Genomic DNA, 24,584 nt, shown 5'->3' with positions numbered 1-24,584 from the left:
AGGAACCGACCGCCCGCCATCCGCACCGTCTTCCCGTGACCGTGCTGACCGCGCGACGGATGCGGTCTACGGGCAGAGCCTGATCCTCAGCGCGCCGTCACCGCAGAAACGCCGCCGCAGCGTCGGCCAGATCCAGCACCGGCTGCGGGAAGACGCCCAGTACGACGGTGAGCAGGGTGCAGATCGCGACCCCGGTCATCGTCAGGATGCTGGGCTTCACCACATGCGGGGCGCCGTCGACGGGTACGTCGTCGAAGAACATCGCGACGATGATCCGGATATAGACGTAGGCGGCGATCGCGCTGCTGATCACACCGATCACCACCAGCACGCCGCCGCCGTTTCCGGCGGCCGCGGCGAAGACGTCGAACTTCGCGATGAACCCGCTGGTCAACGGGATACCGGCGAAGGACAGCAGGTAGACCGCGAACATGGTACCCACCAGCGGGGAGCGGCGTCCGAGACCCGACCACTGGGTGAGGTCGGTGGCCTCACGCCCGGACAGGTGCGGATTGCGGACCGGCGCCGAAGCGCCGAGGATCGCTGGGCCATGGGCCGAGACGTTTGTGTCGGTGTCGGGTTCGCGGATGACCGCGACCATCGCGAACGCGCCCAGCGTCGTGAACGCATACGCGGCGAGGTAGAACAGCGTCGCGCCGAGCCCGGCGTCGTCGAAGGCGATGAGGCCCAACAGGATGAAGCCGGCATGCGCGATCGACGAGTAGGCCAGCATCCGCTTGACGTCGTTCTGCGTCACCGCCATCACCGATGCGATGACCATCGACGCGATCGCGACCGCCCACAACGCCGGCTCCCATTGGTCCTTCAACCCGCCGAAGCCGACGTAGAACACCCGCAGGAGGGCGCCGAACGCCGCGACCTTGGTCGCCGACGCCATGAACGCGGTCACCGGTGTCGGGGCGCCCTGGTAGACGTCGGGAATCCACGAATGGAACGGCACCGCCCCGACCTTGAACAACAACCCGACCGCCAGCATCGCCAGCCCGATGAGCGCGAGGGTGGTGTCGCCGCCCAACCCGGCCACCTCGTTGATCGACGCCCCGATGGTTGCCAGGTTCAGCGACCCCGTGGCGCCGTAGACGAATGCGGAGCCGAACAAGAAGAACGCCGACGAGAACGCCCCGAGCAGGAAGTACTTGAGCGAGGCCTCCTGCGAGATCAACCGACGACGCCGGGCCAGCCCGCACAGCAGGTACAGCGGCAGCGAGAAGACCTCCAGCGCGATGAACATCGTCAGCAGGTCACCGCACGCCGGGAACAGCATCATGCCGCCGACGGCCAGCAACGCGAGCGGGAACACCTCGGTGGTGACGGCGCCGGCACGGGTCGCCTCGAACTCGGCGTCGGTGTTGGGCACCGACGCACCCGACGGTGTGAACATGTCCGCGTCGACGCCGCCGGAACCCGTTCTGCCGGAACGGTCGTCGCCGACGGGCGCAGTGGCGAGCCGCCGCAGACTCACCGGCGCCACCACACGTTCGAGTCGGCGCTCGCCCATGAAGCCGACCGCGATGACCCCGATGATCAGGACCAGCCCCTGCAGGTACAACGTCACCCGGTCCATCACCACCGCGCCGGACATGGTGAGTTGACCGTTCGCGCCGTTCTCGGTCTCGGCGACCGCGACCGCGAGGAGCGCGCCGAGGGCGACGACCAGACCACCGAGCGAGAGACCCAACTGGATCGGGTACCGCAGATGCCGGGGCGCGAACGCCTCGACCAGCACACCGATCACGGCCGCCCCGAACACGATCAGCATCGGGGACAGCGCGCCGTACTCGACGCTGGGCGCCTCGATGGCGGCCAGCGTCGACGGCGTCGTGGAGGTCGAGGTGAGGGCGAGGACGGAACTCATCGGTGTCCCTCCGCGTCGATGGTGGGGGCGTGGGTCTCACCGGCACCGTGTTCCCCGGCACCGGGACCGGCCACGGCAGGTTCGGGTGCGGTCACCCCGACGGTGGTCAGCGTGCTCTGCACCGCCGGATCGATCAGGTCCAGCATCGGTTTCGGGTACACGCCGAGCGCGATCAGCAGGGCGATCAGCGGTACCACGACGACCAGTTCGCGCCCCGCGAGATCGCGGATCGACGATGGACGTCCGGCCTCGGCTCTGACGGGTCCGCCCATCATCCGCTGGTAGGTCCACAGGATGTAGATCGCGGACAGCACCAGCGCCGAACAAGCGACGACCGCAGCGATCGGGTACCGCGTGAACGTGCCGATCAGTACCAGGAACTCGCTGATGAACGGCGCCAGGCCGGGCAGCGACAGCGTGGCCAGTCCGGCCACCAGGAACGTACCGGCAAGTACCGGCGCGACCTTCTGGACACCGCCGTAGTCGGCGATGAGACGGCTGCGACGCCGCGACACCAGAAACCCGGCGATGAGGAACAGTGCGGCGGTGGAGATCCCGTGGTTGACCATGTACAGCGTCGATCCGGCCTGGCCCTGGTCGGTCAGCGCGAAGATGCCGAGGATGATGAAACCGAAGTGGGAGATCGACGTGTAGGCGATCAGGCGCATGACATCGGTCTGGCCGATGGCGAGGATCGCGCCGTAGACGATGCCGATGACGGCCAGCGCACAGACCAGCGGGGCGAAATACCGTGACGCATCGGGAAACAGCTGCAGGCAGAACCGCAGCATCGCGAACGTGCCCACCTTGTCGATGACCGCCATCATGAGCACCGCCGACGCGGGGGTCGCGGCCACCGCGGCGTCGGGAAGCCACGAATGCAGCGGCCACAGCGGCGCTTTCACCGCGAACGCGAACATGAAGCCGAGGAACAGCAGCTTCGCGAGTCCGGTGGTGTCGTCTATCTGCCCGCTCGACACCGCGGCGACGATGTCGGTGAGCGCGAACGTTCCGCCGCCGACGCCGTTGCGCGCGCTCACCACGTGGAGTCCGATGACCGCGGCGAGCAGGATCAGGCCGCCGAACAGGTTGTACAGCAGGAACTTCACCGCCGCACCGGACCGGCGGGGGCCCGTGCCGAAACCGCCGATGAGGAAGTACATCGGGATCAGCATGGCCTCGAAGAAGATGTAGAAGAGCAGGATGTCGAGGGCGACGAAGCTCATCAGCACCATCGCCTCGGTCGCAAGGAACAGCGCGAGGTAGATGTGCGTGCTCTTCTGGGCCCGTCCGCCGGCGTGGTCGAGCGAGCCGGACGTGTCGGCGTCGTTCCAACCGGCCAGCAACAGCAGGGGCAACAGCGCGGCGGTCAACAGGATCAGGACCAGCCCGATGCCGTCGAGGCCGAGCGAATACCGGGTACCCAGTGCGGGAATCCAGCTGATGTCCTCGACGAACTGGTAGCGCTCGCCGGTCGGATCGAATCCGATGGCGAGGCCCGCCCCGAGCGCGAGGACCGCCATGCTCACCATCAGCGAGAACCACTTCGCGGCCATCGGCCGGTTCGCCGGGATCGTCAGCACGAGCCCCGCCGCGATGGCGGGGACGAGCCAGAGGATGGTCAACCAGGGGATGCTCACAGCACATTCACCGCCATCACGAGAGCAAGGATCACCGCGGTGCCCGCGAACATGGACAGTGCGTAGGACCGCACATATCCGTTCTGCCAACCTCGTACTCGACGCGACGCCCGTGAGATCGCCTCACCCACACCGGTGGTCAATCCGTCGACGCCGTCGGACTCCACCGCGACGAGCCCGGCGGTGACCCGCCGGCCCGGCCGCATCAGCAGTTGCTCGTTGACCGCGTCGCCGTAGAGGTCGCGTCGTGCGGCGACGGTCAGCACGGACACGTCCTCGGGTGCGGTCACCGGCACCGGTCGGGCCGCATACTGCCGGTAGGCGATCGCGACGCCGACCGCGACGACGGCGAGGATGACGACCGTCATCGCCCACACCGGCATCAGGTGATGAGGGGTGTGCTCGCCGACGACCGGGGCCAGCCAGTGTTCGAGGGTGCCGCCGATCGCGAGGAGCGCACCCGACGCGACCGAACCGACCCCGATGACGACCATCGGCCAGGTCATCACCCGCGGTGACTCGTGTGGATGCGGGGCGGGGGTGTCGGCGCCGGTGGTGCCGTGCCAGCGTTTCTCCCCGAAGAACGTCAGCAGCATCACCCGGGTCATATAGAACGCGGTGATGCCCGCACCGAGGAGCGCCGCACCACCGAGGATCAGACCCTTGGCACCGCCCTCCCCGAATGCCGCTTCGATGATGTGGTCCTTGGAGTAGAAGCCCGCGAACGGAGGGACACCGATGATCGCGAGATAGCCGACGCCGAAGGTGACGAACGTGATCGGCATCAGCTTCCGCAGGCCGCCGTACCGTCGCATGTCGGTCTCGTCGTCCATCCCGTGCATCACCGACCCCGCGCCGAGGAACAGGCCCGCCTTGAAGAAACCGTGCGTCAGCAGGTGCAGGATCGCGAACGCGTAACCGGCGGGCCCGAGCCCGGCCGCGAGGACCATGTAACCGATCTGGCTCATCGTCGACGCCGCCAGGGCCTTCTTGATGTCGTCCTTCGCGCAACCGATGATCGCACCGAACAAGAGCGTCACCGCGCCGACGACGACCACACCAACCCGGGCGTTCGGCGCCAGGTCGAACACCGGGCCGGACCGCACGATCAGGTACACGCCCGCGGTCACCATCGTCGCCGCGTGGATGAGCGCCGACACCGGGGTGGGGCCCTCCATCGCGTCGCCGAGCCACGACTGCAGCGGCACCTGTGCCGATTTGCCGCAGGCCGCGAGCAGGAACATGAAACCCAGTGCGGTGAGCGTGGTCTCGCCGGCTGCCGCGGCGCCGTCGAACACCGCGGTGAACGACACCGAACCGAAGGTCGCGAACATGATCATCAGCGCCGCGGCCAGTCCGATGTCGCCGATACGATTGACCACGAACGCCTTCTTCGCCGCGGTCGCGGCCGACGGCTTGTACTGCCAGAACCCGATCAGCAGGTACGACGCCAGACCGACCCCCTCCCAACCGAGGTAGAGGCCGAGATAGTTGTCCGCCATGACCAGCACCAGCATCGCGGCGAGAAAGAGGTTGAGATACGCGAAGAATCGCCGGCGGTCCGGGTCCTCGGCCATGTAACCGATCGAATAGATGTGGATCAGCGCGCCGACACCCGTGATCAGCAGGACGAAGCACATCGACAGCTGATCGATCCGGAAACCGAAGTCCACCTGCAGTTCTCCGACCGGGACCCAGCTGAACAAGGTGTCGGAGACACCGCGGTCGTCGGCGGATCGGGACACCATGCCGACGAACATCTCGAATCCGACCAGGAACGACGCGACTGCGGTGGCCGAGCCGAGGAGGTGGCCCCAGCGGTCGGTCGCGTGTCCGCCGAGCAGGAGGATCACCGCGCCGGCGAGGGGGAGTGCGGGAACCAGCCAGAGCAGTGACGCGGTCAGTTCGGCGTTCACCAATCCTCCTCTACCGCTTGAGCAGATCCGCGTCGTCGACCGACGCCGACCGGCGTGATCGGAAGATCATCGTGATGATGGCGAGGCCGACGACGACCTCCGCGGCCGCGACGACCATCGTGAAGAAGGCGATCACCTGACCGTCGAACGACTGGGTCATCCGCGCAAACGTCACGAACGCGAGGTTCGCGGCGTTGAGCATGAGCTCGATGCACATGAACACGACGATCGCATTGCGGCGCAACAGGACACCGGCGGCGCCGATCGTGAACAGCAGGGCGGAGAGATAGAGGTAGTTCTCCGGGTTCACTTCGTCGGCCTCCTCACCGAATCGGCGCGGGCGCTCCGCGGGCGACGCAGCGTGCGGGCGGCCAGGATCGAGTTCACCGACAGATCCGACGGACTGCCGTCGGGAAGCCGTGCCGGGACATCGACCGCGTTGTGCCGCGCGTAGACCCCGGGACTCGGCAGCGGGGTGAGGTTGACGCCGCTGCGGAATCGGGTCTGGGACAGCTCTTTCTGTGTGGGCCTCGTGCCGAACCGGGCGCGGTGCGCGAGTACCATCGCGCCGAGGGTGGCGGCGATGAGTAGGGCGCCGGTCAGTTCGAACGCCCACAGATACCGCACGAACACCAGCTCGGCGATCGATTCGATCGCCGAATTGCTGTCGCCGGCCAGCGCATACGGAGCGGTGGATCCGGCGGTGACCGCGACTGTCGCGTTGCCGATCCCGGCGATGAGCAGGACGCCGAAACCGAGACCGATCAGGCCGGCCGCCGGCCGCTGGCCGCGCAACGTCTCCCGGAGCGAATCCGAGGAGTCGACGCCGATCAACATGAGCACGAACAGGAACAGCATCATCACCGCGCCGGTGTAGACGACGACCTGCACGACCCCCAGGAACAGCGCGCCCTGCGCCACGTAGAACGCCGCGAGCACGATCATCGTCGTGGCCAGGAAGAACGCCGAGTACACAGCTTTCGTGGCGAACACGACGCCGAGTGCCCCGGCCACCGCGACGACACCGAGGATCCAGAACTGGATCGCCTCGCCGGTCGAGGTGCGCACCGCTTCCTCGGCCAGCAGGGTGAGTCCGCCGGTGACGTCCCATCCGGTCATGCCCGCGGCCCCCCGACTTCGCCGGACCCGGGTCGGGCTGCGTGCGCGCCTGTTGCGGCGCGCGGGGATTCGGTGAGCGGCGCCAGGCGGCCGTCGGGCGTGATCTCACCGCGGTAGTAGTTCTCCTCCGTCGACCCGGGTGCCATGTCGTGTGGCGGCGGTTCGACGCCGGCCGGCAGCGGCGCGAGCAGCCGGTCCTTCTCGTAGATCAGGTCGGCGCGGTTGTCGTCGGCCATCTCGTACTCGTTGGTCATGGTGAGTGCGCGGGTGGGGCAGGCCTCGATGCACAGTCCGCAGCCGATGCAGCGGAGGTAGTTGATCTGGTAGACCCGGCCGTATCGCTCGCCGGGGGAATACCGCTCGTCGGGGGTGTTGTCGGCGCCCTCGACGTAGATCGCGTCGGCCGGGCACGCCCAGGCGCACAGCTCGCAACCGATGCACTTCTCGAGCCCGCCGGGATGCCGGTTCAGCTGGTGCCGTCCGTGGTACCGGGGTGCGGTCGGCCGTTTCACCTCGGGGTACTCCTCGGTGATCGGCGGCTTGAACATGCCGCCGAAGGTGACGCGGAAGCCGCTGACCGGCTTGAGGAAATCAGGCATCGGTGGTCTCCCTGCTCGGCGTCTTCTCGGCAATCGGTGGTGTGGCGGCCACCCCGCTCGCCTTCGGGTCCACCGTCTGACCCGGCATGGGCGGCACGGGGAATCCTCCGGCCATTGGGTCGAACGGCTCGGTCCGCCCGGGTCCCGCGGTGTCGGTGGCGGGTGCCCCCGGTTCGTCGGGGACCCGCATCATCCGCCGGATCGCGTACCAGAGCAGCCCGGTCACCACCAGCCCTGCCGCGGCGGAGACCAGGGCCCGGACGAGCGTGTCGCCGCCGATCGAGATGCGGATGATCGCGACCACCATCACCCACGCCAGCGAGACCGGGATGAGGACCTTCCAGCCCAGGTTCATGAACTGGTCGTAGCGGAGTCGGGGCAGGCTGGTACGGAGCCAGATGAACACGAACATGAACGCCCAGACCTTGAGGGTGAACCAGAGGATCGGCCACCAGCCGGAGTTGGCCCAGTCGAACGCACTCAGCGGCCACGGGGCCTGCCAACCGCCCAGGAACATCGTCGTGGCCAGCGCGGAGACGGTGACCATGTTGATGTACTCCGCGAGCATGAACATCGCGAACTTCAGCGACGAGTACTCGGTGTGGAATCCGCCGACGAGTTCGCCCTCCGCCTCGGGGAGGTCGAAGGGGGCGCGGTTGGTCTCGCCGACCATCGAGATCGCGTAGATCACGAACGACGGGAGCAGCAGCATGAAGTACCAGTGGTGTTCCTGCGCGGCAACGATTCCCGACGTCGACATGGTCCCGGCGTCGAGGAACACCGCGGCGAACGTGAGGCCCATCGCGATCTCGTAGGAGATCACCTGCGCGGTGGACCGCAGGCCGCCGAGCAGGGGATAGGTGGAGCCCGACGACCAGCCGGCGAGCACGATGCCGTACACCCCCACCGACGTCACGGCGAGGACGTAGAGGATGCCCACCGGGAGATCGGTGAGCTGCAGCGGGGTCTGATGACCGAACACCGACACCATCGGGCCGAACGGGATGACCGCGAACGCCATGACCGCCGGTACCACCGCGATGATCGGCGCGAGCACGTAGATCACCTTGTCCACGCCGGTCGGGATGATCCCCTCCTTCAGCGCGAGTTTCACGCCGTCGGCGACGCTCTGCAGGATTCCGCGGGGCCCGACCCGGTTGGGGCCGAGGCGGGTCTGCATGCGGGCCATGATCTTGCGCTCGAGAAGGATGGCGACGAGCGGGTTGAGGATCAGGAAGGCGAAAACGGCGATCGCCTTGCAGACCACCAACCAGATCGGGTCGTGTCCGAAATCGGCGAGGTCGGGATAGTCGATGGCCAGCGAGAGGGTCTCGGGGTGCGGCGCGATCATCGTTCACCTCCGGCGACGTCGGCGGGCGACGCGGGCGACAGCGCCACCAGGTCACCGGCCTGCGCCCGCAGAACCGGGTGGACCCGCGATCCGGGGGAGTTCTGGGGTACCCACACGACCCGGTCGGGCATGTCCGTGAGTTCCACCGGCAGTGAGATCGCACCGTCGGCGGTACTGATGCGCACCCGCCCGTCGACCGCGACCCCGGCCTCGGCGGCGGTGGCCGGCGACATCCGGGCGACCGGCCGGCGGGCGGTGCCGGCCAGGTATGGTTCGCCGTCCTGAAGGCGGCCGAGGTCGAGCAGCATGTGCCACGTTGCCAGCACCGCCTGACCGGATGCCGGTGTGTGCAACTCGCGATCGTGTGCCGAGATCGACGGCCGCTCGCCGGTCCAGGCCCCGATACGACGCAGGTCCATGTGGATGGTCTGCGGGCCGTCGCACCGCAGTTCGACGCCCATCCGACGGGCCAGGGCGTCCAGCACGCGGTGGTCGGGGACGTGGCCGGTGTCGGTGAGAGCGCTCGTGAAGCTGCGCGGTCGGCCCTCCCAGTCGACGAAGGTCCCCTCCTTCTCCACCGGTGCGGCGACCGGGAAGACGACGTCCGCGAGGGCCGTCACCGACGAGTGGCGTTGTTCGAGGCTGACGACGAACTCCGACGCCGCGAGGGCTTCCGCGGCGGAAGCGGGATCGGGCAGGTCGTCGAGGTCGACGCCGCCCACGAGCAACGACGCCCCGTGATAGCGCGCGGCGTCGAGGATTCCGGCGGTGTCGCGCCCCCGGCGGGTCGGGATCGCACCGCCCCACACGGCCGTCACCGCGGCGCGGGCCTCCGGATCGGAGATCGGGCGTCCGCCCGGCAGCAGGCCTGCGAGGGCGCCGGTCTCGAGGGCGCCGCGTTCCCCCGCACGCCGCGGAATCCACGCCAGGCGCGCCCCGGTCCGGTCGGCGAGATCGGCGGCGGCCGCGAGTGCCCCGGGGCTGCCCGCGAGACGTTCGCCGACGATGATGACCGAGCCGGGCTCACGCAGGTGATGGGTGACCTCGGCGGAGCCCAGCACCGCGCGCTCGGTCCCGGGCACGGCCGGGAACAGCCGGGCGTCGAGCTTCTGCGCACCGCGGCTGACGTAGGGGGCGACGGTGGCCACCTGCTGGCGACTGGTCCGCACCGCGCGCCGCAACCGCAGGAAGACGATCGGCGACTCCTCCTCGGGTTCGAAACCGGCGAGCAGCACCGCGGGCGCGGCCGACAGGTCGTCGTAGGTGGTCTCCAGTCCGCGGCCGGCGACGCGTGCGGCGAGGAAGTCGGCCTCCTCCGAGCTGTGCACCCGGGCGCGGAAGTCGATGTCGTCGGTGCGCAACACCGTGCGGGCGAAGCGCGAATAGGCGTAGGCGTCCTCGACGGTCAGCCGGCCGCCGGTGAGCACGCCCGCGTTGCCGACCGCCGCGGAGAGTCCCTGCGCGGCGGCCCTGATCGCATCGGCCCAGGAGGCCTCACGCAGTTCGCCGTGCCGGTCGAGCACCAGCGGGGTGGTGATCCGGTCGGCGGCGGTGGCGTAGGCGAAGGCCCAGCGCCCCTTGTCGCAGTTCCACTCCGAATTGACCTCGGGATCGTCACCGGCCAGACGCCGCATCACCTTTCCGCGGCGATGGTCGGTGCGCTGCGCGCAACCGCTCGCGCAGTGCTCGCACACGCTCGGCGTCGAGATCAGATCGAAGGGACGTGCCCGGAACCGGTACTGGGCTCCGGTCAGCGCGCCCACCGGGCAGATCTGCACGGTGTTCCCGGAGAAGTACGAGTCGAAGGGTTCGTCCTGATAGGCGCTGACCTGTTGCAGCGCACCACGATCGGCGAGTTCGACGAGTGGATCACCGGCCACCTGGGTGGCGAATCGGGTGCACCGGGCGCAGAGCACGCAGCGTTCGCGATCCAGCAGCACCTCCGACGACAGGGGCACCGGCTTGGTGAACGTGCGTTTGACGCCGTCGAACCGGGACTCGGCGCGACCGGTCGACATCGCCTGGTTCTGCAGCGGGCACTCGCCGCCCTTGTCGCACACCGGGCAGTCGAGCGGATGGTTGATGAGCAGCAGTTCCATCACGCCGCGCTGTGCGTCGGCGGCGACCTGCGAGCTGAGTTGGGTGTGCACCACCATTCCCTCGGTGGCGACGGTCGTGCACGAGGCGAGGGGCTTGCGCTGACCCTCCACCTCGACCAGGCACTGGCGGCAGGCGCCGACGGGATCGAGGAGGGGGTGGTCGCAGAACCGGGGGATCGTGATGCCGATCTGTTCGGCCGCCCGGATCACCAAGGTGCCCTTGGGGACCCGGACCTCATGGCCGTCGATGGTGATGCCGACGAGATCGTCGGCCACCGTGGCGGGGTCGCTGCCGTGGGTGAGGGTCATCGGGCACCTCCCGCCGCAGTGGACTGTCCCGGACCGAAGACGGTCGACAGCGAGTGGTCGAACGGGCACCCGTGGTCGAGGTGTGCGAGATACTCGTCGCGGAAGTACTCGAGCGAGGACACGATCGGGCTGCCCGCGCCGTCGCCGAGTGCGCAGAACGACTTCCCGACGACGGTGTTGGTGACGTCGGCGAGGGTGTCGAGATCCGCAGCGGTCCCACCCTCGTGCTCGAGACGGTCGAGGAGTTGCACGAGCCAGTACGTGCCCTCGCGGCAGGGCGTGCACTTGCCGCAGGACTCGTGCGCGTAGAACTGCGTCCACCGCAGGACAGCGCCGACCACGCACGTCGTCTCGTCGAAGATCTGCAACGCCTTGGTGCCCAGCATCGACCCGGCCTCGCCCACTCCTTCGTAATCCAGTGGGACGTCGAGATGTTCGGGCGTCAGCAGCGGAGTCGACGACCCGCCCGGCGTCCAGAACTTGAGCCGGTGACCGGTGCGGACGCCGCCCGCGCGTTCCAGGAGCTGCCGCAGCGTGATGCCCAGCGGCGCCTCGTACTGACCGGGATGGGCGACGTGCCCGGACAGCGAGTACAGCGTGAATCCCGGTGACCTCTCGGTGCCGAACGACCGGAACCACTCCACACCATTGCGGATGATCGGCGGGACGCTCGCGATGGATTCGACGTTGTTCACCACGGTCGGGCTCGCGTACAGGCCCGCGACCGCCGGGAACGGCGGTCGCAGCCGCGGTTGTCCGCGACGACCCTCGAGCGAGTCGAGGAGCGCGGTCTCCTCGCCGCAGATGTAGGCGCCGGCGCCGGCATGGACGACGAGGTCGAGGTCGAAGCCGGAACCGAGGATGTCCTTGCCCAGAAAACCCGCGGCATAGGCCTCCTCGACCGCGGTGCGCAGACGTCGCAACACCGAGGCGACCTCACCGCGCAGGTAGATGAACGCGTGATGGGCCCGGATCGCATATGCCGCGATGACGATCCCCTCGACCAGCGAGTGCGGCGAGGCGAGCATCAAGGGCATGTCCTTGCAGGTGCCGGGCTCGGATTCGTCGGCGTTGACCACGAGGTAGTGGGGTGCCGCGGGGCCGGGGTCCGACGGTTTCTGCTGCGGGATGAACGACCACTTCATGCCGACCGGGAACCCCGCGCCCCCGCGTCCCCGGAGGCCCGAGGCCTTCACCATCTCGATGATGTCGTCGGGCGGGGTGGCCAGCGCGGTCTTCAGCGCGCGGTACCCGTTGTGCCGCAGATAGTTGTCCAGGGTCCAGGACTCGGGTTCGTGCCAGTGGCGCGAGAGGACGGGCGCTTCGGGCGGTTCGTCCTCGACGATCGCCGACGGCGGTTCGGGGACGGTCACCGGCGGTGCGTCGGTCGTCCCCGCCAGCTCGCGAGCCGTCTGCCGGAACGTGCACAGCCGTCCGGTGCCGCGCGTGGGTTCGACACCGACGCCGGCACGCAGGTCCTCGACGAGCTCGACGGTGGACTCGGGGGTCTGGTTGTCGAAGAACTCCCAGTTCACCATCACCACCGGCGCGAAATCGCAGGCGGCATTGCATTCCACGTGCTCGACCGTGATGCGGCCGTCAGGGGTGGTCTCGCCCGGCTGCACGCCGAGGTGGTCGCAGACGGTGCGGAGGATCTCGTCACCGCCGAGTGTGGCGCACAAGGTGTTGGTGCACACGCCGATGAGGTAGTCGCCGGTCGGCGTGCGCCGGAACATCGAGTAGAAGGTCGCGACCGACGCGACCTGGGCGGGCGTCAGATCCAGTTGCGCCGCACAGAATTCGACGCCCGCCCGCGTGATGTACCCGTCCTCGGACTGGACCAGGTGGAGCAGCGGCAGCAGCGCCGAGCGGGCCTGCGGGTAGCGCGCGATGATCGACGCGGCCTGCGCGGAGAGCCGCTCGGTCACCTCGGCCGGGTACCGCTCCGGGCCGCCGAACGTGATGGTGGGCGCCGGGGCACAGGGCGACGGCGGCGTCGGCTCCGGCGGGGGAGAGGTCGACAGGTCCACGAACACGGGATCGGTCATCGGTCCACGCCTCCCATCACCGGGTCGAGACTGGCGACGGCGGTGATCACGTCGGCGACCATGCCGCCCTCGCACATCGCCGCCACCGCCTGCAGGTTCGTGAACGACGGGTCGCGGAAGTGGACGCGGTACGGTCGCGTGCCGCCGTCGCTGATCATGTGGACGCCGAGTTCACCGCGCGGCGATTCGACCGCGACGTACACCTGGCCGGCCGGCACGCGCATGCCCTCGGTGACCAGCTTGAAGTGGTGGATCAGGGCCTCCATCGAGGTGCCCATGATCTCGGCGATGTGCTCGGGCGAGTTGCCCAGGCCGTCCGGGCCGAGCGCGAGGTCGGCGGGCCAGGCGAGCTTGCGGTCGGCGATCATCACCGGTCCCGGCTTCAGCCGGTCTAGGCACTGCCGGACGATGCGGATGGACTCCTGCATCTCCCTCACACGGATCAGGTAGCGGCCGTACGAATCACACGTGTCGGCGGTGATGACGTCGAACTCGTAGTTCTCGTATCCGCAGTACGGCTGCGACTTCCGCAGGTCGTGCGGGTAACCGGTGGATCGCAGCACCGGTCCGGTGACGCCGAGCGCCATGCAGCCGGTCAGATCGAGGTAGCCGACGCTCTGGGTGCGGGCCTTCCAGATGTGGTTGTCGGTCAGCAGGTCCGAGAGTTCCTGCAGTCGGCCGGGCAGTTGGTCGATCACCTTGGCGATCTGCTCCGGGGCGTCCGGCGGTAGATCCTGTGCGACACCGCCGGGCCGGATGTACGCGTGGTTCATCCGCAGGCCGGTGATCATCTCGAACAGGTCCAGGATCAGTTCGCGTTCGCGGAAACCGAGGAACATCGCGGTGACCGCGCCGAGTTCCATACCGCCCGTGGCAAGGGCCACGAGGTGGCTGCTGATGCGGTTGAGCTCCATCAGCATCACGCGGATCACCGACGCGCGCTCCGGGATCTCGTCGGTGATGCCGAGGAGCTTCTCCACGCCCAGGCAGTAGGCGGTCTCGTTGAAGAACGGCGACAGGTAGTCCATCCGGGTCACGAAGGTGACGCCCTGCGTCCAGTTGCGGTATTCGAGGTTCTTCTCGATCCCGGTGTGCAGGTACCCGATTCCGCATCGGGCCTCGGTGACCGTCTCGCCCTCGATCTCGAGGATCAGGCGCAGCACGCCGTGCGTCGAGGGATGCTGGGGTCCCATGTTGACGACGATGCGTTCGTCGCCGGGCTGCTGTTCGGCGCGTGAGCGTACGTCGGAGACGATGGAATCCCAGTCCTGTCCGGAAACCGTGTATGTACGAGTCGGTTTCACGTCCTGGTCGGGCACGTCGACGCCGTTCGCGGGTGCGGCGCGGGACGGCCCGGTGCTGCCGGGGCCGGTGACGGTGTCGGGCATCAGCTGTACGACCTCCTCCGGTCTGGTGGGTCGACGCGGGTTCCCTTGTACTCGACCGGCACTCCGCCGAGTGGATAGTCCTTGCGCTGGGGGTGGCCGTCCCAGTCGTCGGGCATCTCGATCCGGGTGAGCGAGCGGTGACCGTCGAAGACGATCCCGAAGAAGTCGTAGGTCTCGCGCTCGTGCCAGTCGTTGGTGGGGTAGATGTCGCAGATGCTGGGGATGTGGGGATCGGTGTCGGGGGCCGACACCTCCAGGCGCACCCGCCGGTTGTGGGTCAGGGAGGCCAGGGGATAGACCGCGTGCAGTTCGCGTCCGGGATCAGCCGGGTAGTGCACGCCGTTGACGCCGAGACACAGCTCGAAGCGCAGGTCCGGGCAATTCCGAAGGGTGAGAGCGACTGTCGGCAGGTGTTCACGCCGCACGTGGATCGTCATCTCGTCGCGGAAGATCACGATCTTCTCCACGGCGGCGTCGAAGTCCTCGCCGAGTTCGCGCTCCAGCACATCGGCAACCTCGTCGAAGTACCCGCCGTAGGGCCGAGACGAACTCGGCGGCAGGGTGATCGGCGCGACTAGACCGCCGTAGCCCGACGTGTCCCCGGTGCCCGGCGCGCCGAACAGTCCGTGCCGGACGCCGATCACCTCCGGATCGGGTGGCCGCCCCTCCGGGGCGCGTGACCCGGGTGGCCGGGGATCGGGGTCGACGTGTTCGGGATTCACCGCAGCAGACCCTTCATCTCGATGGTCGGCGTCGCCTCCAGCGCGGCCCGTTCGGCCGCCCAGATCGCCTCCTCGCGGTTGACCCCGAGCGGCATCTCCTGGATCTTCTCGTGGAGCTTCAGGATCGCGTTGAGCAGCATCTCGGGCCGCGGCGGGCAGCCGGGCAGGTAGATGTCGACCGGGACCACGTGGTCGACGCCCTGGACGATCGCGTAGTTGTTGAACATCCCGCCCGACGAGGCGCAAACACCCATCGCCAACACCCATTTGGGCTCGACCATCTGGTCGTGGATCTGGCGGAGCACCGGCGCCATCTTCTGGCTGACGCGGCCGGCGACGATCATCAGGTCGGCCTGTCGCGGGGAGGCGCGGAAGGCCTCCATCCCGAAGCGTGCGAGGTCGTAGCGGCCCGACGTCGTCGACATCATCTCGATTGCGCAGCAGGCGAGTCCGAATGTCGCGGGCCACAGCGAGCCCTTGCGCATGAAGCCCGCCAGCTCCTCGACAGTGCTCAGCAGGAAACCGCTCGGGAGTCTCTCCTCGAGTCCCATCCTGACCTCCTGGTGCAGTCGTGATCTGGCGAAAAGTCCTCAATCCCAGCTCAGTCCGCCCCGACGCCACTCGTAGGCGTAGGCGACGGAGACGTTGACGATGAACAGCAGCATCGCGGCGAGTCCGAACCAGCCGAGGGAGTCGAAGGCGACCGCCCACGGGTAGAGGAAGACGATCTCGATGTCGAAGATGATGAAGAGCATGGCGGTCAGGTAGTACTTGATCGGCACGCGCTGCACCTGACGCACTGCGCCCTCCTCGCGGGAGGACGGCAGCAGGAAGCTCTTCTCGACCGGTTCGATACCGCACTCGTAGGCCTCGAGTTTGGCGCGGTTGTACCGTTTCGGGCCGATGGCGACGCCGACGAAGACGCTGAAAACGGCAAACGCCACGCCGATTGCCCCGAGGATCATGATCGGGACGTAGGCGTTCAAAGCGTGGACCCCTCCTCGCTCAGGGTGCCGACATCCACGTGGTTGGTGGCTCGGCTCGGCGACTGTCCTCACCGTGCAGGCGGCGGGTTGTCAACCTTCCTACACGCGTGTGAGCTACACCACAAGCCTAGGTGTTCGTCCGTCGGGAGTCACCATTTTCGGACAGTTCGGCGTTTTGGAGCATCGCCACGAACGCCTCCGGCAACGCGATCGGATCGACGGGCAGATGGGCGTAGGCGTCGGCGTGCGACCATTCGGCCAGCCACCGGTCGTCGGCGCGCCCGAGGAGCACGAGCACCGGCGGGCAGGGGTCGAGTTCGTCCTTCATCTGCTTGGCGACGCCCATCCCGCCGTAGGGGGTGGCCTCGCCGTCGGCGATCACGGCGTCGACGACACCGGCGTCGAGCTGGCTGAACAGCATTGGAGCGGTGGCGACTTCGGTGAAGGTCAGCTCGGGCAGCATGCTCGTGGGCCGTGAACCCAGGGCGGCGATGACCTGTTCCCGGGTGTCGGGATGGTTCGAATAGACCAGTACACGCAGCGCCCGGGGAGCCTGGGTGTCGGTCACGGGTGCGATGCTACCGCCGTCGGGCGTCCGGTTCGGGGAGTTCGCGGCGAAGACGCGCGAGCCGGGCCGGATCGCCCGGTGCGACGCTCAGTGCTCGGTGGAGAACCCGACGCGGCGACGATGGACGTCGAGGGCGTGGGTCACGAGCTGGTCGATGAGGTCCGGGTAGGCGATGCCGGTCGCCTCCCACAGCTTCGGGTACATCGATCCGGGGGTGAAGCCGGGAATGGTGTTCACCTCGTTGAGCAGCCAGCCGCGGCCGCTCTCCTCGTAGAAGAAGTCGACGCGCGCCATGCCGGTGCAGCGCATCGCGGCGAACGTCCGGGCGGCCAGTTCGCGGACCTGTGCCACCGCCTCGTCGGACAGCGGCGCCGGGATGACGAGCTTGGCGGCGCCGGTGACGTACTTGTCCTCGTAGTCGTAGAAATCGCTGCCGGGCACGATCTCGCCGGGCACTGAGGTCTCGGGCGCGGTGTCGCCGAGCACGGCGACCTCGATCTCGCGGCCGTCGACGTTCTCCTCGATGATCACGACGTCGTCGTAGCGCAGGGCCAGGTCGATCGCGGCGTCCACCTCGGCGGCGTCATGCGCCTTGCTGATGCCGACCGACGATCCGAGGTTGGCGGGCTTGACGAAGACCGGCAGGCCCAGTTCCTCGACCACACGGCCGACCACGGCCTGCGGGTCGTCGACACCGTCGCGGAACTCGATCCAGCGGCATTGCGGGATGCCGGCCTGGGCGGCGACGACCTTGGCCATCGCCTTGTCCATGCAGACCGCCGACGAGAGCACGCCCGCGCCCACGTACGGCAGCTTGAACAGCTCGAGCATCCCCTGGATGGTGCCGTCCTCGCCGTGCGGGCCGTGCAACAGCGGCAGCACCACGGTGACCGCCTCGTCGGCATGACCGCGAAGTTCGGTCAGCGGCTCGATGACGGTGCCCGCGACCTCGAGAGAATCGGGGAGGGGCGTGCCGTCGGCCAGTGCGGCGATCGCCTTGTCGTTGCGCAGCCAGGCGCCGTCCTTGGCGATGCCGATGGGCACGAGGTCGTATTTCGCCCGGTCCGCGGCGGCCAGGACGTGCGCGGCGGTGACGCGGGACACGTCGTGCTCGGCGGAGACGCCACCATAGAGGACCACGAGACGCAACAGCGGCGATGACATGACTGTCACGATACGGGGACCGGCAGAGGAGTTCTCGCGGTGTCCGCGCCGATGTGGAGTTCGACACCGTGGACGTCGCCGGCGGACCGTGACGGGGCGAGGTCGTATACGGCCCTTCGCGGCCCCTCGCCTGGTCGTGGGGCCGGCGCCGTCGTCGGCTAGCGTGAGGACGTGCATTTCATGGCGAGTGAGGTCGCTGCGGCGACCGGCGGTGAGTTGATGGGCCCCGACGTGCGGATCGACGGGGCGAGCATCGACTCCCGCAACATCCGGCCGGGTCAGCTGTTCGTCCCGATCGTCGCCGAACGCGACGGCCACGACTTCATCCGCTCGGCACTCGACGCGGGGGCGCCCGCCTACTTCACCTCCCGGCCCGAGGCGATCGGCGGCACGGCCATCCGGGTCGCCGACACGGCCCTCGCGCTCGCCGACCTCGGTCGCGCGGTGCGCCGTCGCATCCCGGACCGCGTCGTCGGGGTCACCGGCTCGGTCGGCAAGACATCCACCAAGGACCTGCTGGCCGGCGTTCTGCAGACCACCTACCGGACCGCCGCGAGCGAGAAGTCCTTCAACAACGAACTCGGCCTGCCCCTGACACTCGCCGGGGCGTCCGACGACGTGGAGGCCGTGGTCCTGGAGATGGGCGCCCGCGGGATCGGGCACATCGAGTTGCTGTGCTCGATCGCGAGCCCGACGGTCGGCGTCATCACCCGTGTCGAGGGCGCGCACCTCGAGTTGTTCGGCGACATCGAATCGGTGGCCCGGGCGAAGGGCGAGCTCGTCGAGTCCCTGCCCGCCGACGGTATCGCCGTCCTCAACGCCGACCACCGCTACGTCGCGGCGATGGCCGACCGGACCTCGGCGCGCGTGCTGAGGTACGGCCTGTCGCCCGACGTCGACGTGTACGCGTCCGACATCGTCCTCGACGAGGAGCTGCGCGCGTCGTTCCGCCTGCACACCCCCTGGGGCTCGACGGAGGTGCGTCTCGGCGCACGCGGCGAGCATCAGGTGCCCAACGCCCTGGCCGCCGCGGCTGCCGGTGGCGGACTGGGGGTCTCGGTGGAGGACATCGCGGCCGGGATGTCCCGGGCCGAGTTGTCCGGGCTGCGAATGGAACTCGCGCGGTCGGCGAACGGCGTCGTCGTTCTCAACGACGCCTACAACGCCAATCCCACGTCGATGTCGGCGGCGCTGAGGTCGCTGGCCGCACTGCAGGCCGGCCGGCGGGTCGCGGTCCTCGGAACCATGGCCGAGCTCGGTGACGAGTCGGCGGAACAGCATCTCGCGATCGCGCAGGAGGCGCAGGCGCTCGGCATCGAGGTCATCGCCGTCGACGAACCGCACTACGGCGACACCGCCCGGCACCTGTCGGGCGTCGACGCGGCCGTGGCCGCGCTCGCCGACCTCGCGGCGGGGGACGCCGTGCTGGTCAAGGGAAGCCGGGTCGCCGCCCTGGAACGGGTCGCGCAGGCGCTGCTGGGCCGCGCCTAGCGGCTGCGCGAGTGGTCCAGATGGATCACGCCTTCCTCGGCGTTCGCGCGTGCCCGGTATTCGCTCGGGCCGCAACCGAACTCGGCGCGGAACCGATTGCGCATGGTGGGGCTGGACGGGAATCCGGAGTGTCGCGCGACGTCGGCGATCGAGAGATCCGGACGCGTACGCAGGAGCTCGCAGGCGGTCTTGAGCCGTCGCTCCGCGATGCGTGCGGCCAGCGAGTCCTCGGTGTCCTCGAAGTGCCGGTAGAGCTGTCGGCGGCTGATGTGCAGGAGCCGCGCGAGCGTGTTCGGGGCGAACGACGGGTCGCGGTGATGGCGTTCGATCAGATCGGCGACCGCCTCGTGCACGAACAGCGCGTTGTCGGTGATCGGGCGGTTCTCGTAGTCGAGCTGACCGAGCGCGGCACGCACGAGCTCGATGGCCGCCATCTCGGTCTCCTCGGTGGCCTCGGAGACCTCGACCGCGGTGTCCGCGGCGAACCGGAGGATGAACGACGCGGTGGCCCTGGCCAGCAGGGTGTGGGAGGCGACCGGGCGCCGCGCCTGCTCGGCGATCCGGCGCTGCGGACCGAGGAGCTCGAGCGGGATGAACAGGCCTGCCGGGTCGTTGATCTCCGCGGTGCGTTCGACGTACGGCGACGCGTTGCTGAGGAAGGCCAATTGCCCCGGCCGGTACGCGAAGTCGCGTGAGCCCTGGCGGACCGTGTGGCGGCCCTTCATGGTGTGCACCGCGATGATGAGGTGATCGGAGGGCTCTTTGACGACGAGTTCGGGAGTGCGGGTCAGCTCGAACGGTGTATGCAGGGCGCAGAACGGCAGGACCGTGGACAGCTTGCGCAGATACATGAACGAATCGAACTTCTCCGGGTCGTCGACATGCATCTCGGTGAACGGACTGTAGTTCTCCATGCCCTCCGGCCCGGAGAGGCGGAGGGGTTTGGCCCGTCCCTCGTTCCGGTCCGCGCCGATACGACTACGCCAGGAGTTGACGACCGGTTTCGGAATGCCGAATTCCGTTGCATCATCGAACAGTTCGCTCATGCCGCGGTGGCCTCCTGCTTGCCGCGGGTCCACGCGGGGAGAACGACCAGCGAGGCCAGGAAGAAGCAGATCGCGCCGATGAAGGTGCCCCAGTTGGCCAGCGATGCGTCGGCGGTCACGCCGCTCTTGGAGACGTATGCGCCCACCGCCGCGACACCGAATGCGATGCAGCCGATCAGGTTGATCTGGACCGACCACCAGCCGGCGGCGCCCGGATCGAACCAGCGGTGCGCGTGGCGGTATCCGCGCACCGCGAGGAAACCGCTGATGAGGAAGAGGATCGATCCTCCGGCGTCCGGTGACCAGACCAGATCCCGTTGCGCGGGAATCGAATGCGCGGTGAGGGCCGCGGTGGTGCTGACGTTGAAGAGGATCGTGCCCAGCGACTGCGTGGAGGCCGCGAGCCAGTCGGCGCGCACCATGATCCCGCTGCCGTAGTCGACCTTGGTGGTCACCGGGCCGCTGAGCAGCACCTGGATGAGACCGGCGGCGGTGAAGAACCACGCGCCGATGAAACAGCAGAGGTTGACGGCGCCGGAGCCGGCCCAGGAGCCGAACCCTGGTGCGGAACTCAGCGCGAAGAGTGCCGAACCGATCATGAAGCCCCAGCACTGCTTGTTCAGTGTGGGGACGAAGATCGTGCTGCGCCCGGGGGACGACGCGGCAACGGTCATTGTTCTTACCTGCCTGTCCTGTGACGAGGTCCCCCGGCCCGACGGGGGTCGGGTGGGGGGACCTCGTCGTGTGAGGATCTACCGATCAGTGATGGAAGTGGCTCCGCGGGCCCTCGGCCGGGATCGGGCCCTCCAGACGATCGAGGAACTCGACCTCGGTCTTGATGTCGGCGATGAGCGCACGCGCGAGGTCATGGCTCAGGCCGGCACGGACGACGATGCGCTGGACGGTCAGGTCGGCCAGGTCGTCGGCCATCGGGTAGGCCGGGACCAGCCAGCCCTTCATGCGCAGGCGATCCGACAGGTCGTAGAGGTTCCAGTTGTCGGTGTGGCCCTTCTTCAGGCGCCACGCGAACACCGGGATGGTGTCGCCCTTGCTGACGAGCTCGAAGGCGTCGATCTTGGCGATCTCCGACGACAGCCACTGGGCGACGTCGAGCGAGCCCTGCTGGACCTGGCGGTAGCCCTCGCGGCCGAGACGCAGGAACTGGTAGTACTGCAGCAGCACCTGGGCGCCGGGGCGCGAGAAGTTCAGGGCCAGGGTGGGCATGTTGCCACCGAGGTAGCTGCAGTGGAAGACCATGCTCTCCGGCAGCGCCTCGGTGCTGCGCCACACGACCCAGCCGACACCCGGGTACACGAGGCCGAACTTGTGGCCCGAGGTGTTGATCGAGACGACGCGCTCGACGCGGAAGTCCCATTCCAGATCGGGCTGGCAGAACGGGGCGATCATCGCGCCCGACGCGCCGTCGACGTGGATCTTGACGTCGAGGCCGGTGTTGGCCTGGATCTCGTCGAGCTTGGCGGCGATCTCCTTCACCGGCTCGTACATGCCGGTGTAGGTCTGGCCCATGATGGCGACGACGCCGATGGTGTTCTCGTCGACGTACTTCTCGAGGTCATGGCCGTCGAGGACCATGTGCTCCTCGGTGATCGGGACCCAGCGCGGCTCGACCTCGAAGTAGTTGCAGAACTTCTCCCAGCAGACCTGCACGGCGGTGGACAGCACCAGGTTCGGCTTCTCGATGGACTTGCCCTCGGCCTTGCGGCGGGTCTGCCAGTGGCGCTTGAGGGCGAGACCGCCCAGCATGCAGGCCTCCGACGAACCGATCGTCGAGGTGCCGATGGCGTTCTCGACGTCCGGGTTGTGCCACAGGTTGGCGAGGATCCGCCAGCACCGGTCCTCGATGGCGGCCGTCTGCGGGTACTCGTCCTTGTCGATCATGTTCTTGTCGACGGTTTCCGCGTACAGCTTCTTGGCCTCGTCGTCCATCCAGGTCGAGACGAAGGTCGCGAGGTTCAGCCGCGCGTTGCCGTCGAGCATCGCCTCGTCGTGGACGATCTGGTAGGCGGTCTCGGGCAGCAGCATGTTGTCGGCCAGCGAGAACTTCGGCAGATCGGTGGCCTCACCCGGACGGGTGAAGACGGTACGCAGGATCAGGTCGTCGCCGATGTTGGTGGTCGCGCGGGCGTGCGAAGTCGGTTCGGGGGTCAAGGTGTTTCCTCCTGGTGTTCGGATGCTTCAAGCGATCGGTACCGAATGGGGGTGAGTGGGGTGGATGGTTGTATTCGACCACCCCGGGGTGACAGTTGGTGGCGGGTTTGGCTGTTTCTGAGACCTCCCTAGACCTCCACCGGCGGATACAGGCGGTCCATCGTGTACTGACGGTTCCGCCGCGCTGCCCACGCCGAGATGAGCAGGCAGACGATGGTGATCCCGGCGAGGACGCCGATCGCCAGCCACAGTCGATAGTCGATGCCGCCCACGGTGAGCTGTCTCAGGCCTTCCACGGTGTAGGTCATCGGGTCGACGTAGTGGATGTACTGGAATGGTTTGGCCGTGGTCGGGACGGGGTAGATACCGCCCGCGGACACCAGCTGGACCATCAGGAAGGCCAGTGTCACGACACGTCCCACGGCTATGCCGAACACCGCGTCGAACATCTGGATCATCGCCATGAAGGTCGCGACGACCAGCAACAGGAACAGGAACGTCGCGATCGGATGGACGGCCCGGAGGCCGACCGCGAACGTGACGACCGAGTACAGGATGGCCGCCTGGGCGAAACCGATCGTGAAAGCCGGTGCGTACGAGGCGAGTACGACGCGCATCGACGAGAAGCCCTGGACGATCGGGCGGGACTGCAGCGGGGTCAGCAGCATCCAGGTGATGATGCCGCCGACGAACAGCGCGAGGGACATGAAGAACGGCGCGAAACCGGTGCCGAAGGTCGGTGCCTCGTGGGTGTAGTCCTCGTGCAGCGTGACCGGCTGCGCGAGGGTCGAGGCGATCTCCTCCTTCTGCTTCTTGGACCACGACGGGATCGCCTTGACGCCCTCGTCGAGACCGGACGCCAGCTCCTTCGAACCGGCGTACAGCTGCTCGGTGCCCGAGGCCAGTTCGTCCGCGCCGGCGCTCAGCTCACCGAGGCCGGTGCTGAGTTCCGCGGAGCCACTGGCGAGTTCGTTCGCGGCTCCGCGTGCGGCCATGATGTCGTTGCGCAGACCGCCGTTCTCGGCCAGCGAGAGACCGAGCCGCAGCGGGCTGTTGGGGTTGCCGAGCTGCTGCGAGAGCAGGGTGGCGTCGGTGTTCAGCTGGCTCAGCTGGTTGTTCGCGTCGGGACCGAGACCGCTGGTGCGCAGGAACTGCTGGGCCGGCGCCAACGCCCCGGCGAGGTTGCGCATCGCCGGGTCGCTGGACGCGTTCAGCCGCTGGATGACGTTGTCGAGCGCCTGGCTGGCCTGTGACTGCTGGTTGGCCGCCGCGCTGAGTTCCTTCGAGGCGGCTCCCGCGTTACGGGCCAGACGATCGGCGGCTGCGTTGACCTCGGCGGCCGACAGACCGGTCTGGTCGGCGCCGAGCGCGTTGAGCAGCGGGTCGGTGGCCTTGATCAGTGCGGAGTCGAGTTCCCCGAGTCCGCTCGCGAGCTGTGCCGCGCCGTTCTTGGCGGTCACCAGATTGGTGGCGATCTCCTGGGCGCCGGTGTTCGCGGACTTGAGGCCGGCCTCCAGCTCGTTGGCGCCGTCGGCGGCCTCGGTGAGCTTGCCGGTCACCGAACCCACGTCGTTGAGGACGATGTCGAAGGTCTGGGCGCCCACCTGGGCGCTGACCTTGTTGACGACCTGCTGAGCGGCATCCTGACCGATGATGGTCGCGAGGTAGTTGTTGGCGTCGTTGTAGGTGAACACCAGCGGTGCCGACTTCGGTTCATCGCTCGTCGGCGACGCGATCGCCGCGCTGAAGTCCTCGGGCAGGGTGATCGAGAAGTAGTACTTGCCGTGCGCGACGCCGTCGGCGGCCTCGGCCGGGGAGACCTCGTGCAGGTCGAGCTGCTTGGATTCGATGAGCCCCGCGGCGACCTGCTCGCCGGCGTTGAGCTTCTCGCCCATCACGACGGCACCCTTGTCCTCGTTCACGAGGGCCACGGGGATCTTGTCGGCGGCGGCGAACGGATTCCAGAACGCCCACAGGTACATCGCGCCGTAGAGCAACGGCATGAGCATGATGACGACCAGGGCGAGCCGGGGCATGGTCCCGCGGTAGTACCGCTTGACGTCACTGCCCGGGGAGAATGCGGCAAACATGTT

General features: G+C 68.2%; 20 protein-coding genes. 1 reads left to right on the top strand and 19 read right to left on the bottom strand.

Annotated elements, in window-relative coordinates; translation table 11 throughout:
• Positions 1-97: 97 nt before the first annotated feature.
• The 15 genes from nuoN to ABFT43_RS14475 form a co-directional block, all read right to left on the bottom strand.
• A complete protein-coding gene (gene nuoN, locus ABFT43_RS14545) occupies positions 98-1,876 on the bottom strand; it encodes an NADH-quinone oxidoreductase subunit NuoN (protein ID WP_347961067.1) in 1,779 nt (592 codons plus the stop codon).
• On the bottom strand, positions 1,873-3,516 hold the full coding sequence (locus ABFT43_RS14540) for an NADH-quinone oxidoreductase subunit M (protein WP_347961066.1): 1,644 nt from the start codon (positions 3,514-3,516) through the stop codon (positions 1,873-1,875). The genes nuoN and ABFT43_RS14540 overlap by 4 nt, the downstream gene beginning before the upstream one ends.
• On the bottom strand, positions 3,513-5,432 hold the full coding sequence (nuoL, locus tag ABFT43_RS14535; RefSeq protein WP_347961065.1) for an NADH-quinone oxidoreductase subunit L: 1,920 nt from the start codon (positions 5,430-5,432) through the stop codon (positions 3,513-3,515). The genes ABFT43_RS14540 and nuoL overlap by 4 nt, the downstream gene beginning before the upstream one ends.
• 10 nt (positions 5,433-5,442) lie before the next feature.
• Positions 5,443-5,742 (bottom strand): NADH-quinone oxidoreductase subunit NuoK, encoded by a 300-nt coding sequence (gene nuoK / locus ABFT43_RS14530; RefSeq protein ID WP_347961064.1) that lies wholly within the window; start codon positions 5,740-5,742, stop codon positions 5,443-5,445.
• Positions 5,739-6,551 carry an NADH-quinone oxidoreductase subunit J gene (locus ABFT43_RS14525; protein WP_347961063.1) on the bottom strand — a complete coding sequence of 271 codons (813 nt, stop codon included), beginning with the start codon at positions 6,549-6,551 and terminating at the stop codon, positions 5,739-5,741. The genes nuoK and ABFT43_RS14525 overlap by 4 nt, the downstream gene beginning before the upstream one ends.
• A complete protein-coding gene (gene nuoI / locus ABFT43_RS14520) occupies positions 6,548-7,150 on the bottom strand; it encodes an NADH-quinone oxidoreductase subunit NuoI (RefSeq protein WP_347961062.1) in 603 nt (200 codons plus the stop codon). Before nuoI ends, ABFT43_RS14525 begins: the two co-directional genes overlap by 4 nt.
• On the bottom strand, positions 7,143-8,501 hold the full coding sequence (nuoH, locus tag ABFT43_RS14515) for an NADH-quinone oxidoreductase subunit NuoH (RefSeq protein ID WP_347961061.1): 1,359 nt from the start codon (positions 8,499-8,501) through the stop codon (positions 7,143-7,145). The genes nuoI and nuoH overlap by 8 nt, the downstream gene beginning before the upstream one ends.
• Complete coding sequence (locus tag ABFT43_RS14510; protein ID WP_347961060.1) at positions 8,498-10,909, bottom strand: NADH-quinone oxidoreductase subunit G; 2,412 nt, start codon at positions 10,907-10,909, stop codon at positions 8,498-8,500. The genes nuoH and ABFT43_RS14510 overlap by 4 nt, the downstream gene beginning before the upstream one ends.
• Entirely contained in the window at positions 10,906-12,957 is a 2,052-nt protein-coding gene (gene nuoF / locus ABFT43_RS14505) for an NADH-quinone oxidoreductase subunit NuoF (protein ID WP_347961059.1), read from the bottom strand. Before nuoF ends, ABFT43_RS14510 begins: the two co-directional genes overlap by 4 nt.
• Positions 12,954-14,345: an NADH dehydrogenase (quinone) subunit D gene (nuoD, locus tag ABFT43_RS14500; RefSeq protein ID WP_347961058.1), complete on the bottom strand. Its 1,392-nt coding sequence runs from the start codon at positions 14,343-14,345 to the stop codon at positions 12,954-12,956. The genes nuoF and nuoD overlap by 4 nt, the downstream gene beginning before the upstream one ends.
• Positions 14,345-15,067, bottom strand: a complete 723-nt coding sequence (locus ABFT43_RS14495; protein WP_347961057.1) for an NADH-quinone oxidoreductase subunit C — start codon at positions 15,065-15,067, stop codon at positions 14,345-14,347. The genes nuoD and ABFT43_RS14495 overlap by 1 nt, the downstream gene beginning before the upstream one ends.
• On the bottom strand, positions 15,064-15,618 hold the full coding sequence (locus tag ABFT43_RS14490; RefSeq protein WP_347961056.1) for a NuoB/complex I 20 kDa subunit family protein: 555 nt from the start codon (positions 15,616-15,618) through the stop codon (positions 15,064-15,066). The genes ABFT43_RS14495 and ABFT43_RS14490 overlap by 4 nt, the downstream gene beginning before the upstream one ends.
• A gap of 39 nt (positions 15,619-15,657) precedes the next feature.
• The gene (locus ABFT43_RS14485; RefSeq protein WP_347961055.1) at positions 15,658-16,053 is read right to left on the bottom strand and encodes an NADH-quinone oxidoreductase subunit A; all 396 of its coding nucleotides are present in this window, start codon (positions 16,051-16,053) and stop codon (positions 15,658-15,660) included.
• A 127-nt stretch (positions 16,054-16,180) separates the two neighbouring features.
• Positions 16,181-16,621 carry a hypothetical protein gene (locus ABFT43_RS14480; RefSeq protein ID WP_347961054.1) on the bottom strand — a complete coding sequence of 147 codons (441 nt, stop codon included), beginning with the start codon at positions 16,619-16,621 and terminating at the stop codon, positions 16,181-16,183.
• Positions 16,622-16,708: 87 nt separating this feature from the next.
• The gene (locus ABFT43_RS14475; RefSeq protein ID WP_347961053.1) at positions 16,709-17,785 is read right to left on the bottom strand and encodes a D-alanine--D-alanine ligase family protein; all 1,077 of its coding nucleotides are present in this window, start codon (positions 17,783-17,785) and stop codon (positions 16,709-16,711) included.
• A gap of 180 nt (positions 17,786-17,965) precedes the next feature.
• On the opposite strand from ABFT43_RS14475, the gene ABFT43_RS14470 reads away from it, so the two are divergent.
• Entirely contained in the window at positions 17,966-19,276 is a 1,311-nt protein-coding gene (locus ABFT43_RS14470) for a UDP-N-acetylmuramoyl-tripeptide--D-alanyl-D-alanine ligase (RefSeq protein WP_347961242.1), read from the top strand.
• On the opposite strand, the gene ABFT43_RS14465 is transcribed toward ABFT43_RS14470, so the two are convergent.
• From ABFT43_RS14465 to ABFT43_RS14450, 4 genes are all read right to left on the bottom strand, one after another.
• Positions 19,273-20,322 carry a helix-turn-helix domain-containing protein gene (locus tag ABFT43_RS14465; RefSeq protein ID WP_347961052.1) on the bottom strand — a complete coding sequence of 350 codons (1,050 nt, stop codon included), beginning with the start codon at positions 20,320-20,322 and terminating at the stop codon, positions 19,273-19,275. The genes ABFT43_RS14470 and ABFT43_RS14465 overlap by 4 nt on opposite strands.
• Positions 20,319-20,996 (bottom strand): hypothetical protein, encoded by a 678-nt coding sequence (locus ABFT43_RS14460; protein WP_347961051.1) that lies wholly within the window; start codon positions 20,994-20,996, stop codon positions 20,319-20,321. Before ABFT43_RS14460 ends, ABFT43_RS14465 begins: the two co-directional genes overlap by 4 nt.
• A gap of 85 nt (positions 20,997-21,081) precedes the next feature.
• The gene (locus ABFT43_RS14455; protein WP_347961050.1) at positions 21,082-22,491 is read right to left on the bottom strand and encodes a glutamate decarboxylase; all 1,410 of its coding nucleotides are present in this window, start codon (positions 22,489-22,491) and stop codon (positions 21,082-21,084) included.
• 128 nt (positions 22,492-22,619) lie between these two features.
• Positions 22,620-24,581: a YhgE/Pip domain-containing protein gene (locus ABFT43_RS14450; protein ID WP_347961049.1), complete on the bottom strand. Its 1,962-nt coding sequence runs from the start codon at positions 24,579-24,581 to the stop codon at positions 22,620-22,622.
• Positions 24,582-24,584 lie beyond the last annotated feature (3 nt).

It is taken from the genome of Gordonia aurantiaca (genome assembly GCF_039939235.1).
Classification (GTDB): Bacteria; Actinomycetota; Actinomycetes; order Mycobacteriales; family Mycobacteriaceae; genus Gordonia.
The sequence above is the reverse complement of the archived record's forward strand: the minus strand, read 5'-3'. Positions and strand labels throughout refer to the sequence as shown.